Raw genomic sequence first — 13536 nt, 5'->3', positions numbered from 1 at the left:
GCAGCTCCATCAGCAAAAGGGGATGATAAGTTTATCACCACCGACTATTTGCAACAGTGCCGAAAACATTGCGCTCATTGGTATCGATCTGGGTAAAAACTCTTTCCATATTCATTGCCAGGATCGTCGCGGGAAGGCTGTTTACCGTAAAAAATTTACCCGGCCAAAGTTGATCGAATTTTTGGCGACATGCCCCGCTACAACCATCGCAATGGAAGCCTGTGGCGGTTCTCACTTTATGGCACGCAAGTTGGAAGAGTTGGGGCATTCCCCAAAGCTGATATCACCACAATTTGTCCGCCCGTTCGTTAAAAGCAATAAAAACGACTTTGTCGACGCCGAAGCTATTTGTGAAGCTGCATCGCGTCCGTCTATGCGTTTTGTGCAGCCCAGAACGGAATCTCAGCAGGCAATGCGGGCTCTGCATCGTGTCCGTGAATCCCTGGTTCAGGATAAGGTAAAAACAACCAATCAAATGCATGCTTTTCTGCTGGAATTTGGCATTAGCGTTCCCCGAGGAGCTGCCGTTATTAGCCGACTGAGTACCCTTCTTGAGGACAATAGTTTGCCTCTTTACCTCAGCCAGTTATTGCTGAAATTACAACAGCATTATCACTATCTTGTTGAGCAGATTAAAGATTTGGAATCCCAGTTGAAACGAAAGTTGGACGAAGATGAGGTTGGACAGCGCTTGCTGAGCATTCCCTGCGTCGGAACACTGACAGCGAGTACTATTTCAACTGAGATTGGCGACGGGAAGCAGTACGCCAGCAGCCGTGACTTTGCGGCGGCAACAGGGCTTGTACCTCGGCAGTACAGCACGGGAGGTAGGACGACATTGCTGGGAATTAGTAAGCGAGGTAATAAAAAGATCCGAACTTTGTTGGTTCAATGTGCCAGGGTATTCATACAAAAACTGGAACACCAGTCTGGCAAATTGGCCGATTGGGTCAGGGATTTACTGTGCCGGAAAAGCAACTTTGTCGTCACTTGTGCTCTGGCAAACAAGCTGGCCAGAATAGCCTGGGCCCTAACGGCACGACAGCAAACTTATGTAGCATAACGGCAGAAATACACCGGTTTAAAGAATTACTGATCTGGTTTTGCGAATACTGATATTGATGATACTAACGGCCCACCGGCCTGTTGAGGAACCTGTAAAACGGAAAGGCTCATTGAAGCCGTATATTTTCTGGAGGTTCATCAGGCGCGGAACTCATCAAGGCGCGGGAATAAAATCCCATTCAGACGCCGGATAGATTCAAGCAAGCCAACTTGTCGTCAAAATCGGTGTTGCAAAAACGGGAGTGACCATAGATTCCGTTTTCTGAGACGACCCCTGGCTGCGCGCCTACGACTTCACGACTGACCGCGGCGCCATGGCGCTCAATGACTACGCCCGCTCCAACGACCCCTTTACACGGGTCGGCCGGCAGCAGGTCGCTGTCGACGTCTCCAGCGTCATCCGCGCGTCCCCGGACAGCTTCCGCGTCGCCTGGGTCGAGCGCCGATACGAAAATGGCCAGCTCGCCGAGACCACGCGCTGGACCGCGATCCTGACGATCGTCGTGCAGATCCCCCGAAACGCCGACCGGCTCAGGGCGAACCCGCTCGGCATCTACGTCAACGCCATCAACTGGTCACGGGAGCTTGGGCAATGAAGCCGTATTTCCGTAAAGCCGGAAACCCGGCTTCACACACACACGTACTCCCGGCTCTCCGTAGAGCCGCATTCCCGGTCGTTCTGCTAGCGGCGACCGCGCTCGCGGGCTGCGCGACCACCAATCCGCCGCCGGAGATTTCCTACGACAATGCGGCTCCGGCGGTGCAGACCGTCGATCCACCCGCGCCGGTCACCGTGGTCGAGCTGCCCCGGCCGCTGCCGCTGCCTGGCCAATTGCAGCGTGTGGAGGAGACGCGGCGTGCCCCGGAGCCTTCTAATCCGACCGCTCGCGTCAACCAGGCAAACGAGGCGGCACGAGTCCAGCCGGTGCGCGACGGCTTCATTAACTCGATGCAGGTCTACCCGTGGACTCAAGGGGCGCTTTATCAAGTCTATACCGCCGTCGGGCAGATCACCGACATCGCGCTCCAACCCGGGGAGCAGCTTGTCGGCGCAGGCCCGGTGGCCGCCGGCGACACAGTGCGCTGGATCATCGGCGACACCGAGAGCGGATCGGGGGCAACGCGCCAGATCCACATCCTAGTAAAGCCCACCCGCGCCGACCTGATGACAAACCTCGTCATCAACACCAACATGCGCACCTATCACATGGAGCGGCGCTCGACAGAGCGCACCTATATGGCGTCGGTCTCATGGCAGTATCCGCAAGACCAGCTCATTGCGCTGCGCCGTCAGAACGCCGAGGCGCAGGCGGCCCAGCCGGTGGCGAGCGGCGTCGATCTCGCGAACGTCAACTTCCGCTATGCGATCGAGGGCGACCGTGCGCCGTGGCGGCCGCTGCGCGCCTTCGACGACGGACGCCAGGTCTTTATCGAGTTTCCGCGCGGCATCGGTCAGGGCGAGATGCCGCCACTCTTCGTCGTCGGCCCCGAGGGCAACACCTCTGAGCTCGTGAACTATCGCGTTCGCGGCCACCACATGATCGTTGATCGTCTGTTCGCGGCTGCCGAACTTCGCTTCGGCTCCGGCCGCGAGCAGAAGCGCGTCAGGATCGTCCGCACAGACGGGAGGCCGACCTCGTGAGCGAGAACCCGCCCCGGATTGAGGAAGTGCCGGACGACGATGCGCAGCCCCTGACCGGCGAGCCGGTCGGGCCTGCGCCGATGCGGCTGCGGGCCGAACCGCCCCGCGTCACCCGGTTGTCGCGGAAGGTTCTCGCCGGCCTCGGTCTTGTCGCCAGCGTCGGGCTCGGAGGTGCGCTGATCTACGCGCTTCAGACCCGCGACGCCGGTCGGCCGAACGACGAACTCTATTCGACCGAGAACCGCTCGACCGCTGACGGACTGGCCGGCCTGCCGCGAGATTACAGTGGCGTGCCACAGCTCGGTCCCCCTCTTCCCGGTGACCTCGGCCGGCCGATCCTTAGTACCCAGGATCGCGGACAGCCGGTGCCCACACCCGGGACGGCCACGCCCAATCCCGGCATCAGCCCGGAAGAGCAGCGCCGCCTTCAGGAAATCGAGACCGCGCGCACCAGCCGTCTCTTCTCCGGATCGGAAAGCCGGGGCACACCCGCTGCTGCGGGAGCTGCCCCAGCGCTCGCGCCGGTGCCGGATTTGGCGAGCATTGGCCTCGCTCCGCCGCCCGCCACGCCCTCGGCGCAGGACCGGCAGAACGCGTTTCTGAACGCCGCGGCCGATCGCAGGACGGTTGCGCCCGATCGCGTCGCTGCGCCAGTATCGCCGAACGTCCTTCAGGCGGGAGCAGTGATATCCGCGGCGCTGATCACCGGCATCCGATCCGATCTACCCGGCCAGATCACCGCGCAGGTCACCGAAAACATCTACGACAGCCCAACCGGCCGTATCTTGCTTGTGCCGCAAGGCACTCGTGTGGTCGGGCAGTACGACAACAACGTGCAGTTCGGCCAGAGCCGAGTCCTGCTCGTCTGGACTCGGCTCGTCTTCCCGAACGGGCGCTCGATCGTTCTCGAGCGCCAGCCTGGTGCTGACGCTGAAGGGTTCGCCGGGCTGCAGGATGGCGTCGATTACCATTGGTGGGATCTGGCCAAGGCTGCGGGATTGTCGACACTGCTGAGCGTCGGCGCCGAACTCGCGGTCGACAACGACGATCAGCTCGTTCAGGCGATCCGGAACGGTGGGCAGGACACCATCAACGACGCAGGGCAGCAGATTGTGAGGCGTCAGCTCAACGTCGCGCCCACGATCACTATTCGGCCCGGATTTCCCGTGCGCGTTCTCGTGACGCGAGACTTGGTACTGGAGCCATATGGAGGGTGATGATGTCGAAGCTTAAGCTAGGCCCCATCGCGGACGACAAGCCGCTTAAGGTACAGGTCGAGCTACCTGCAGCTCTCCACCAGGACCTTGTTGACTACGCCCACCTATTGGGCCGAGAGCAAGGTCAGTCCGCTGTTGACCCAGCTCGGTTAATCGTCCCGATGTTACAACGGTTCATCGCGACAGACCGTGGCTTCGCCAAAGCCAGGCGAACGTTGACGCCGGGGAGCGCCGATTAATCCGTGGTCCCCGCTCTAGAGGGGGTGTCGAAACACTTCAGCAGCAGCGGCAGAGTCGGGTTGTCGTTGTCACTGGAAGAAATTATAGCGGCCGTCGGCGCCCGCGCCGATGGGAGCGGGATCAACGCGATATCCGGCCGGTAGATCACGCTGGTGATGGTCAAGCCGAAGCCCTGTTCGACCATCGTCAGCAGGGTTTCTCGGCTGACTTGTTGGATCGAGAGTTGAACCGCTCCGTCTCCGGCGCCCACCATGCGCCGGAGTATGCCAGCGAGCTCACGCCCAGCGCCATCCGAGCGAACGAGGAAGACTTCGTCACAAACGTCCTCCCACGACAGCTGTGGCCGTGCTGCCAACTCGTGAAGCGGGGACAATGCCACGAACAGATCTGGTTCGCAGAGACGTCGAACTTGGAACTGAGGGCTCTTGCTCGCACTCAGGCTGATTGCTGCGTCCAGTAATCCGCGCTTCACCCCCAAAGTGTTTTCTTCTGAAGTGCCTTCCTCAAGCTTTACCTCGATCGTCGGATGTCTATTTCTGAATGCCGAGAGAATGTTGATGATCGGGCACGCCGGGAACGCTTCAAGCATTCCAAACCTCACGAGCCCGGTCTTGAGTTTCCGCGCGGAGCGGATCTCCGTTGCGGCGTTACGAAGGTAGCGCGCTCCCACCACCGCTTGTTGAAGGAAGCGCTCACCTTCTGGAGTCAGCCCTGCCCCCGCTCGCGTACGCTTGAAGAGAGAAAAGCCAAGTTGGCGCTCAAACAGCTGCACACGTCGGCTGACGGTGGATTGCGATATCGATAGGCGCTCCGCCGCTCGGCGGAAGCTGCCGGCCTCGGCGACCTGAACGGCGTACTTCAGGTATCGGAGATCAAGAGTCAGGTCGGGCATGAGACCCGTCCGATCATACCGGCGGTCTCATCGGCGAACCGCCTGCGCCCGGTGAGCGGCACCCATGCACGTCCACTTTCATCGAGCCCACCCCCGCTAGCGCCTGGGGAACGAGCACGTCCGTTGATCTCAGATGTGGAATCCGAGCTGAGCCCCTCAATGAGCATGACCATGTCCGAATCTGTCATAGATGCATGCGGCGGTCATACATTTTCACACGCTTGAAGTCTATGCGCGAAGCATATATTCTTGCGGTATGGAGCCTGAGGTCGCCAAGTACCATTTAGGTGCACTCGCGTTGGCCGTTGCAGACAGCATCGCCAGTGTCTCGGCCTCGTTTTCACCAAGCGGCCCGGGGACCGCCGTGATGGTGTTACTCAGCATGGAGCCCGGACTGCCGATCAGCGTTTTGGCTACCTCGATCGGGCTTTCTCATGCCGGGACGGTGCGATTGATCGATAGGCTCGAGCGCGAACAGTTGGTGGAACGACGAAGACAAATCACCGACAGGCGGGCGCGCTTCATTCACCTCACCAATTCGGGGAAGAAGATAACGGACGCCTTGCTCAAGGCACGGGAGCAGGTGATCTCCGAATGTATTTCGCCCCTGTCGCCCAATGACCTCGACATTCTAGGCATGCTGTCGGAGCGGCTCCTTGTGGCAAACGGCTTCGACAAAGATGGCTCGGTCAGCCTTTGCCATCTGTGCGGCTACAGCAGGATCGCGCCTTCCCGTGGTAAAGCTAAGCCGGGGCGCTCGCCACGCTGGAACGTCGCATCAGAAGGCTGACGATATGATCAGGCAGGCTTGAAATAATGGGATCGTTTGCGCTCGAACTTCTTCTATGCGTACTTGCCTTCGGGTTCGGATATGCGGCGAACCAAGGCGGAACCTGTTTAGTGGTGGCCGCTCATGAGTTACACAGAAGACAGCCGCCGAAAATGTTCGTCGGATTTCTCGCAGCGTCGGCAGCGGCAGGCCTGGTTGCGGTCCCGATAGTCTGGACGGGAACACTGGGCGCAACACTCGCACCCTCGACCAGCATCAATTTCCTCCTGCTCATCGGCGCCATCGCCTTCGGCCTCGGCGCACTCATTAATGACACATGCCTGCTCGGATCGCTGGCGCGGCTTGGGGATGGGGAGATGCGACTTCTAGCTCTACCCTTGGGATTAACGATTGGTATCTTGGCTGCCGACCATGGCAGGTTCGGCTACGATTCAACATGGCCAAGCTTAATCTCCAAACCGAGCGCAACAGGCCTCGTTACTCTCCTAGCCTTCCTAGTTGTGCTCGTGCTGGCACTCGTTTTCGTTTCCACGAAGAGCGTTCTGCGAACAAAGCCGGGTTGGTCGTTCGGCGCTTCGATGATTGGACTCGGTATCACTGGCGGACTTCTATATGCACTCTCGCCGGCCTGGACCTTCGCAGACGTGATTCAACGCGCCCTTCCTCTCAGAATGTCCCCGGCCGGCGAGGTCGCGCTCACTGCGGTGATCTCTTCGATCGCAGGCGCCCTAACCGCCTCCTTTCGCCAAGGCAATCTGCGTCTCCAACTGCCGACAGCCAATGGCATTCTGCGATCTGTCGTCGGCGGCACATTGATGGGTATCGGCATCGCGCTCATACCCGGCGGGAATGATGGGTTGATCCTCGCAGCGGTTCCGACTCTTTCACCTGGTGGGATAGTCGCCTACCTTCTGATGACGACGACAATCGTCTTCGGATTTGCAGCGCGTGGTAAGTTATTCCGGCGCTGCCTTTCACGGCCATGATAAGGGCAACAGAGGACTTGCCCTCCTGACATGAGCATTTATCCCGACCGGGAATATCGGCTGACTAGCTCGTATGCCTTTGCAGGCCCTTGGACCATGATGACCACTTCAAAGGCCGCCGGCCCCAGAATCCTGTAGGTTGCATGGTAGGTGTCGTCTCCGCAGGCATAGACGCCACTCGCTTCCAACCCGGTATCCGTCCGCGAGAAACTCAAGCTGAGGAACTGCGTCCCGATATGAGGTCCGTCTGCGAACTCGACGACAACACTGTCCTCGCTCAAGCGATAGCGATACTGCCGGCACGCGGAGAATACTCTGCCATCTGCCAGTGAGAGAATGCCGCTCTCTCGATAAGCGAGCGCGCCTTCGCCGATCGCTGCTACGATTTCGGTGGGCATGGTTATCTCGTCCAGGGCCGCGTCCATCCGTACAGGCTGGACGTTTGCCAACGGGCTATAGGCCCACCCGGAGCGCCAGCCCCATCAAGTCAAAATCCCGCAAAGGTCGCGCGTTTGCTGGGTAAAGGCATCGCCGATGAGGATGGCTTCGTGAGGCAGCGAAGCGCGAGCCAGCCGCTCGACATATCTCGCTTATTAGTATATGGTATATGCGTCGCGCATATACTGCAACGCCTGCCCGAAGCACGTAGACGACGTTCGTGACGTTCCCACGGGACCACTGTTGAGGAATTTTAGATGAGCATTTTCGACCGTTATGAATTTCTTGTCCCCGAGCACGGTCGGAGGGATCTTGGCCTGCTTAGATGGGCTCTCGTGATCGTATTTCTGTGGTTCGGCGCGATGAAGTTCACAGCGTACGAGGCCTATGGTATCGCCCCGTTTATCGAACACAGCCCGATCATGAATTGGCTCGGCATGTTCGGGACGCAGGGGCAAAGCTATTTCATCGGCGTTATCGAGTTATCGACCGGTCTCGTTCTGATCCTTGGTGCATTTCGTCCACTCTTCTCTGCGCTAGGCGCACTAATGTCAGCAGCGACCTATCTGATCACGCTGACCTTTTTCATCACCACTCCAGGTGTCGCGGAGCAGACTGCCGGCGGCTTTCCTGCGATTTCGGCTGCACCAGGGCAGTTTCTACTGAAGGACGCAGTTCTGCTAGCGGCGTCCCTCGTGCTGCTGCGTGCTTCGGTCCGCCACAGAGGGGCGCTTGTGCTCTCGTGACTGTGGTCCTCTCGTGACGGCGGGCGTGCAAATCCTGCAGAACCTCCGCGGGGCATGGATGCTCCGTCGCGATATCGAGCCCGGAGGCGCTCAGCTGCATGGCGACGCGGTCTTCGCCCGTTTCGCCGCAATCCCCGACGTCGTGGAGCACGGACTGTTCCTCAATGGGATTGATACAATCGTGATCGCGCGCGGTGACACGATGGAAGTGCGACGCCGGGGGCAAGCTAGGTCTCGCTGATCTGCACCTGCGCGGCCTGGATGACAGCGCTGACGCGGAGTGATTCTCGGGCGCGACCTACGGCGATTCCGAGCGAAAAGGCTTGCCCTATAGCCGCCAGGTATCAACGGTTCCGCGGCCTTAACGAGCCGGACCCGTTTTTTTCGGCGCGCTCGATCAGTCGAAATCCTCCGAAACCCTTCTAAAACAGGACATTTTCCACAAGCCGCGCGGAGGAAGAGGACCACGGTATGGCTTGCTGTCTATGCTCCGCGCACATATAGATGTGGCAATGGATGGACCTCGAGATCGAAACATTTTCGGGGCGTTCGCACTCATGATCAGCGACGACATCGTTCGCGCTAGTTCATCGCGGGCGCCGGAAGCTGGACCCGCCGCCTCAGCGCTGGCGTTGCTCGCGCACAAGCCCGGGCTCTCGATCCGTATGCTTGCGATCGGGGTGGGCCTTTCACATGCTGGAACTGTTCGCCTGGTGGATAGATTGGTAAGCGAGGGATTGATCGAGCGTAGGGAGCATTCGACAGACGGGCGCGCGCGATCCCTCTATCTTACTCCAACTGGCAAGGTCGCGAGCGACGAGGTCCTGGCCTCGCGCGATCAAGTGATTGCCGAAGGGCTATCGATCCTTAATCCAGACGAACTGAAAACCTTATCGGACATCGCTGAACGCGTTCTCCGAAATCGCTTGGAAAACCTCGAGCAGTCATACCGCATCTGCCGCTTGTGCTGCTACGAGGGCTGCACGAACTGCCCCGTCGATGCCGAATTGCATGAGCGAGGTGTGGACCGCGAGAAGAACGACGACGCGTAGGAGACTCGCAATTGCGGCAGCTCAACGCTGCTCAGATGGCGGGGCTTCATAATGTCAGCGAGCCTACCATCAGCCGCATTCTTTTGGCTACGCGTCAAGCCGGCCGATCGGGCATGGCGGTCTCATTCTAATATGTCGGTGATCGCCCCACTTTTAGCCGCTCAATTGATCGGAACGCGGTTTCGGAAGCGGCCGTTCAAACCACTCGCTGCATTCCCATTTCTCTATGTCCGATAGGTAGTTTCGGGGAAAAGCAGTCGGGAACAGGTTTCGGGAACGCATGCTCCGGCAGGAGCGCAGCGCGCGTCCCAAACGCGTTTTCCCGGTAGAGCTTCCCAATCGGCAAAGTGCGGGCCACCTCAGACTGCGAACGCGAAAAACCGCCTGGCTGGTCACTCAAGGCAGGGTAACGACGATTTTCGCTGCGGATACACCCGCCTTCAGGGCTTCCAAGGCAGCCTGGAGCATTTCAAGGCCCTGGCCCACGATCTTCGCCGGAGGGGCGGGGACGAACGTGCGCGCCGCGAGAGCCTGCGGCAGGAATTCGCGGTAGATCATTGGACCAACCTCGTCATCCTTGAGGCTCGTCCCGGAGATGTGCGTCGCCTCGACTCCAAATGAACGCTCGTCGGGCGGGGCCAGCGTCGCTGCCACCCGGCGCGAGCCCTCGCATCTCGCAACTACGGCAAAACAGTCTTTCATGTGACCGGTCGCGTGAAGCGTTCCAGCGAGACTGCGCCCGCGCATTGCCTCAATCACGTCTTCCACGATGGCTGGACTCGAGTGGTCAAGAACCTCGCTTGCACCCAGCTCCTTCAACAGGCCGACGTTGCGCGCCGAAGCGGTGGCGACGCACCTGTAGCCCGACGCCACCGCGAGCTGGATGGCGTTGCAGCCAACGCTCGACGATCCACCCCAGACCAGAACGACCTCTGGACGCGCGGTCGGCGAGTGTAACGGTGGCGCGAGAGCCAACTGTGTCCGTCCGTAGAGCCCGCTTGCGGCGGTGCCAAGGCCAAGCGGGAGGACTGCCGCATCAGCGAAGGCAATGTTGTTGGGGATCGGCGCCGCCATGTGGTCCAGCACGATCGTGTGGTGCTGGAACGCACCCTGCGCAGGTTGATTTACGGTTGTCCCGACCGCCTGTCCGATGACTCGATCGCCGACCTTGAACCGCTCGACCGCGCCACCGACCGCCGCGACCTCACCGGAGACGTCGCTGCCGAGAATCGCGGGATAGTCGAGCCATGGCAAAAGCGCGACGTCCTGCAGAATCCAGTCGAGTGGGTTGATCGCGATGGCCGCGTTGCGGATCAATATCTCGTTCGCCGCCAGATGCGGCAGAGCGGTGACACCGATCCTCAGTGGCTGCCCCGGCGCTTTCTGCCAGGCGGCCTGATTAGTCACGGTTTCGGTCATCATCAACTCTTTCTGTCAAGTATTACAGCTGGGCGTTCGTCTGAGCGGTCCAACCGCCAGGTCGGGCGCACGAAGTGGCAGCTATAGCCCCCAGGATAGCGCACCAGGTATTCTTGGTGCTCTGGCTCCGCCTCCCAAAAGGGTTCTTCTGGGTTGATCTCCGACACGACCGGGCCTGGCCAGCTTCCTGATGCCTCGATTTCCGCGATGGTTGTGAGGGCGACTTCCTTCTGCACTTCGGTGGTGTAGAAAATCGCCGATCGATAGCTCGGACCGACATCGCTGCCTTGTTGCTCGTAGGTCGTGGGGTCATGTATCTGGAAGAAGAGTTCCAAGAGCGAGCGATAGGCGAGAACGGAAGGGTCGAAGGTCACTTCCACTGCTTCCGCATGGCCGTAATGTCTCGCGTAGGTCGGATCAGGCATTTCTCCGCCTGTGTAACCGACACGCGTCGAAATGACTCCCCTGGCTCGGCGCAGCAAATCCTCCATGCCCCAGAAGCAGCCGCCTGCGAGAATTGCTCGCTCTGTCGCGGCCGCCCTATTGCCGGTAGGCGATTGGCTCACAGTCCGTTCGCCCTCCTCCGTGTGCGCCACGGTCAAGCCAGCCTCGCGGGATCCGCAGCCTGACTGGCGCTCAAGAGCTCGGTCTGCACGTCCGAACCCCGGATGAGACTCAGATCGACGGGACACCGATCAGCGATCGCGAGGATCCGAGCGCGCTGATCATCACTCAGCGGCCCATCGAGGACAATGGTGCGGGTGAACCGGTCGGGTGGCATCATGTCCGGCACCTTCTCGTGCTGCACGGTCGTGCTCGCCCGTTCGAGCGGAAAGCCCTTGCGGTTCGCATAGAGACGCATCGTCATCACCGTGCAGGCTGCGAGGCCGGCAGATACGAGTTCGTAGGGAGATAGTCCGGTCCCGAGGCCACCGACCGATGCTGGCTCGTCGGCGAACAGAGTGTGCTCGCCGCTGCGGACCTTGAGCTGGAACGTCCCTGCAAGAGTTTCGGTGGAGACGACGCCCTCCGCAACCTCGACCTGCGGAAGATCCGCGCTGAGTGGTGGGAGAAAGCGGCTCGCCCAAACCGCCACCATGGCCGCGGCGTAGTTCGCGTCCGCGACGTCGGTGAGAAGGTGATCCGCGTTGTCGAGCGAGATGAAGCTTTTAGGGTGCCTGGACGCGACGAAGATGCGCGACGCGTGGTCGATGCCGACCACCTGATCCAGCGGAGAGTGCATGACCAGCACCGGCCGTCGCAGGGAGGCAATGGCCTTCTCGACGTCGATCCCCTCAACCGCCTCAAGGAACCCTCGGCGAATGAGGAAGGGCCTACCGGCAATCTCCACCGAGGCCTCGCCCTCGCTCGCGATGGTGTCCAGATCATTCGGTCCGAAGAGGCGCAAGATATGCTGAAGGTCGGCCGGCGCACCAATCGTCGCTACCGCCGCAATATCAGGCATGTCGGCGGCGGCTACGATCGCAGCGGTGCCACCCAGGCTGTGCCCGACGAGGAGGGACGGTGACATGCCCGCCGCCGCCATCGCATTTGCGGCGGCCCGAAGGTCCTCGACGTCCGACGCGAAGTTCACAGGTTCTCCCGTCCCACCGCCGATCCCGGTCCCGGCGAAATCGAACCTCAAGACCCCGATGCCCGCACGCGACAGCGCGCGCGAGATGTGAACAGCGGCGCGACTGTCTTTCCCGCACGTGAAGCAGTGGGCGAAGATCGCCCAGCCCCGCGGCGTCCCTTCCGGCGGTTCGAGGTGCCCGGACAGCGGAGAGCCAGCCCCACTGACAAACGTAAATGATCTTCCTGCCATGTCCATCAAACCTCCAGCACGCGGCTTGGCGGTTGCGCTCTCAGAACCTTCGACGGAGCTGAGCGGAGCGCACCGCCAACCGGTAATCGTCATCTCAGGCTATCATTTATATGTCTGGCGCATATAGACAAGCCCCTATACCATGATTATATGCGCCAAGCATACTTCTGCGACCTGCTTTCCAAAGGCGGTCTCACGGAAGAGGTATCAGTCAGGCGCGTGGGCCAAAGGACTATGGAACTCAATCAAGTCAGCTATTTCATCAACTTGGCCGAGACGCTGAATTTCACAGCGGCCGCTCGCTTGAGCGGTGTGTCACAGCCAAGTCTGACCCGCGCGATCCGCCGCTTGGAAGATGAGCTTGGCGGGCCGCTGATCTATCGCGACGGGAAGAACAGCCGCCTGACTGGCCTTGGCCATGACGTCGAGGCAGAATTCCGGCGCATGGTGGTCGCGATGAAGAGCGTTCGCAATCACTCGGAGCACTGGGCGATGGGGGGGCACCGCGTGCTGGATGTCGCCGTCGCGCCCACCGTCGGACCAAAGGAATTTACGGCATTCTTCGAGAGCGCATTGGCGGAGATGCCATCCATCGAAATCAAGCTGCACTCGCTCCAGTCGAACGAGGACACATCGGAGGTGCTTTCAGGAAAATACCACGCGTGCATCATGCCGCGTGAAACAAGACCGGAACGCAAGCTGGATGTGCATCCTCTATTTCGGGAGCGCTTCGTGCTCGGCTGTTCTGCAAACCATCCCTTGGCTGCCAACGAGATCGTGCGCGGCGAAGACCTGCTCGAGTTTCCTTTCGTCGATCGCCTGAAATGCGAGTTTCGCGATCGGATCCTCGATCACTTCGCGCGACGGGACTTGCTCATGCGACCTCGCTTTCGATCAGATCGCGAGGACTGGGTGCAACGGGTCGTCGCTGACGGCCACGCCATATGCATTCTTCCGGAACGATCGCCGACCGTGCAAGGCCTCGTCACTCGGCCGATCGACGGATTTGTCTTGGAGCGCGAAGTCGTGATCGCGACAGTATCCGGCTCCACGGCAACGGTCGAGATACGGAACATCGCGCAGCTGGCAGCCCGGTATGAGTGGAACTGAATCACGACGTGAAGAGCTTCGGCGCTATGGAAACTATACGCGCAGCGTATTGGATAAATCTGGGGCGCACTGCGATAGTCGGCGCAATGACTGCAAAGATAAATGACAGTGTGT

14 protein-coding genes and 1 pseudogene are annotated in these 13536 nt (G+C 60.1%); 10 read left to right on the top strand and 5 right to left on the bottom strand.

Annotated elements, in window-relative coordinates; all coding sequences use genetic code 11:
- Positions 1–22: 22 nt before the first annotated feature.
- The 5 genes and pseudogenes from QOT07_RS25620 to QOT07_RS25600 all read left to right on the top strand — a co-directional run bounded on the left by QOT07_RS25620 (position 23) and on the right by QOT07_RS25600 (position 4163).
- Positions 23–1063, top strand: a complete 1041-nt coding sequence (locus QOT07_RS25620) for an IS110-like element IS4321 family transposase (RefSeq protein WP_283604543.1) — start codon at positions 23–25, stop codon at positions 1061–1063.
- Positions 1064–1340: 277 nt separating this feature from the next.
- Positions 1341–1661: pseudogene (trbF, locus tag QOT07_RS25615) on the top strand (conjugal transfer protein TrbF); the annotation flags it as partial.
- Positions 1658–2707, top strand: a complete 1050-nt coding sequence (gene trbG, locus QOT07_RS25610) for a P-type conjugative transfer protein TrbG (RefSeq protein ID WP_129941811.1) — start codon at positions 1658–1660, stop codon at positions 2705–2707. The pseudogene trbF and the gene trbG, both read left to right, overlap by 4 nt.
- Complete coding sequence (locus QOT07_RS25605; protein ID WP_011191355.1) at positions 2704–3924, top strand: TraB/TrbI/VirB10 family type IV secretion system protein; 1221 nt, start codon at positions 2704–2706, stop codon at positions 3922–3924. The genes trbG and QOT07_RS25605 overlap by 4 nt, the downstream gene beginning before the upstream one ends.
- Positions 3925–3926: 2 nt before the next feature.
- A complete protein-coding gene (locus QOT07_RS25600; RefSeq protein ID WP_026227538.1) occupies positions 3927–4163 on the top strand; it encodes a DUF2274 domain-containing protein in 237 nt (78 codons plus the stop codon).
- Here QOT07_RS25600 and QOT07_RS25595 read toward each other — a convergent pair.
- Positions 4160–5056 carry a LysR family transcriptional regulator gene (locus QOT07_RS25595; protein ID WP_011191354.1) on the bottom strand — a complete coding sequence of 299 codons (897 nt, stop codon included), beginning with the start codon at positions 5054–5056 and terminating at the stop codon, positions 4160–4162. The two genes, QOT07_RS25600 and QOT07_RS25595, sit on opposite strands and share 4 nt — an antisense overlap.
- 367 nt (positions 5057–5423) lie before the next feature.
- On the opposite strand from QOT07_RS25595, the gene QOT07_RS25590 reads away from it, so the two are divergent.
- Complete coding sequence (locus QOT07_RS25590; RefSeq protein ID WP_223296479.1) at positions 5424–5846, top strand: MarR family winged helix-turn-helix transcriptional regulator; 423 nt, start codon at positions 5424–5426, stop codon at positions 5844–5846.
- Between the two features lie 26 nt (positions 5847–5872).
- Positions 5873–6832, top strand: a complete 960-nt coding sequence (locus QOT07_RS25585; RefSeq protein ID WP_004099025.1) for a YeeE/YedE thiosulfate transporter family protein — start codon at positions 5873–5875, stop codon at positions 6830–6832.
- Between the two features lie 38 nt (positions 6833–6870).
- Here QOT07_RS25585 and QOT07_RS25580 read toward each other — a convergent pair whose 3' ends face one another.
- Positions 6871–7230, bottom strand: a complete 360-nt coding sequence (locus tag QOT07_RS25580; RefSeq protein WP_166479491.1) for a DUF6314 family protein — start codon at positions 7228–7230, stop codon at positions 6871–6873.
- Between the two features lie 297 nt (positions 7231–7527).
- Between QOT07_RS25580 and QOT07_RS25575 the strand changes: the two genes are divergently transcribed.
- Complete coding sequence (locus QOT07_RS25575; RefSeq protein ID WP_004099027.1) at positions 7528–8016, top strand: YkgB family protein; 489 nt, start codon at positions 7528–7530, stop codon at positions 8014–8016.
- 557 nt (positions 8017–8573) lie between these two features.
- On the top strand, positions 8574–9068 hold the full coding sequence (locus QOT07_RS25570) for a MarR family winged helix-turn-helix transcriptional regulator (RefSeq protein ID WP_004099028.1): 495 nt from the start codon (positions 8574–8576) through the stop codon (positions 9066–9068).
- 396 nt (positions 9069–9464) lie between these two features.
- Here the strand turns inward: QOT07_RS25570 and QOT07_RS25565 are convergent, their stop codons facing one another.
- From QOT07_RS25565 to QOT07_RS25555, 3 genes are all read right to left on the bottom strand, one after another.
- Positions 9465–10490, bottom strand: a complete 1026-nt coding sequence (locus QOT07_RS25565) for a zinc-binding alcohol dehydrogenase family protein (protein ID WP_004357654.1) — start codon at positions 10488–10490, stop codon at positions 9465–9467.
- Positions 10490–10978: a peptide-methionine (S)-S-oxide reductase MsrA gene (gene msrA / locus QOT07_RS25560; protein ID WP_045269765.1), complete on the bottom strand. Its 489-nt coding sequence runs from the start codon at positions 10976–10978 to the stop codon at positions 10490–10492. The genes QOT07_RS25565 and msrA overlap by 1 nt, the downstream gene beginning before the upstream one ends.
- 107 nt (positions 10979–11085) lie before the next feature.
- Positions 11086–12318 (bottom strand): bifunctional alpha/beta hydrolase/OsmC family protein, encoded by a 1233-nt coding sequence (locus tag QOT07_RS25555; protein ID WP_004357650.1) that lies wholly within the window; start codon positions 12316–12318, stop codon positions 11086–11088.
- Positions 12319–12546: 228 nt separating this feature from the next.
- On the opposite strand from QOT07_RS25555, the gene QOT07_RS25550 reads away from it, so the two are divergent.
- Positions 12547–13422, top strand: coding sequence for a LysR family transcriptional regulator (locus tag QOT07_RS25550; protein WP_011191349.1), 876 nt, complete (start codon positions 12547–12549; stop codon positions 13420–13422).
- Positions 13423–13536: the final 114 nt, after the last annotated feature.

It is taken from the genome of Serratia proteamaculans (genome assembly GCF_949794035.1).
GTDB lineage: Bacteria > Pseudomonadota > Gammaproteobacteria > Enterobacterales > Enterobacteriaceae > Serratia > Serratia proteamaculans.
The sequence above is the reverse complement of the archived record's forward strand: the minus strand, read 5'-3'. Positions and strand labels throughout refer to the sequence as shown.

Excerpts from the sequence above, each read along its gene's own strand:
- QOT07_RS25620 (WP_283604543.1), top strand. The coding sequence starts at position 23 with ATGATAAGTTTATCACCACCGACTATTTGCAACAGTGCCGAAAACATT.
- trbG (WP_129941811.1), top strand. The coding sequence starts at position 1,658 with ATGAAGCCGTATTTCCGTAAAGCCGGAAACCCGGCTTCACACACACAC.
- QOT07_RS25600 (WP_026227538.1), top strand. The coding sequence starts at position 3,927 with ATGTCGAAGCTTAAGCTAGGCCCCATCGCGGACGACAAGCCGCTTAAG.
- QOT07_RS25595 (WP_011191354.1), bottom strand. The coding sequence starts at position 5,056 with ATGCCCGACCTGACTCTTGATCTCCGATACCTGAAGTACGCCGTTCAG.
- QOT07_RS25590 (WP_223296479.1), top strand. The coding sequence starts at position 5,424 with ATGGTGTTACTCAGCATGGAGCCCGGACTGCCGATCAGCGTTTTGGCT.
- QOT07_RS25585 (WP_004099025.1), top strand. The coding sequence starts at position 5,873 with ATGGGATCGTTTGCGCTCGAACTTCTTCTATGCGTACTTGCCTTCGGG.
- QOT07_RS25580 (WP_166479491.1), bottom strand. The coding sequence starts at position 7,230 with ATGCCCACCGAAATCGTAGCAGCGATCGGCGAAGGCGCGCTCGCTTAT.
- QOT07_RS25575 (WP_004099027.1), top strand. The coding sequence starts at position 7,528 with ATGAGCATTTTCGACCGTTATGAATTTCTTGTCCCCGAGCACGGTCGG.
- QOT07_RS25570 (WP_004099028.1), top strand. The coding sequence starts at position 8,574 with ATGATCAGCGACGACATCGTTCGCGCTAGTTCATCGCGGGCGCCGGAA.
- QOT07_RS25565 (WP_004357654.1), bottom strand. The coding sequence starts at position 10,490 with ATGATGACCGAAACCGTGACTAATCAGGCCGCCTGGCAGAAAGCGCCG.
- msrA (WP_045269765.1), bottom strand. The coding sequence starts at position 10,978 with ATGGAGGATTTGCTGCGCCGAGCCAGGGGAGTCATTTCGACGCGTGTC.
- QOT07_RS25555 (WP_004357650.1), bottom strand. The coding sequence starts at position 12,318 with ATGGACATGGCAGGAAGATCATTTACGTTTGTCAGTGGGGCTGGCTCT.
- QOT07_RS25550 (WP_011191349.1), top strand. The coding sequence starts at position 12,547 with ATGGAACTCAATCAAGTCAGCTATTTCATCAACTTGGCCGAGACGCTG.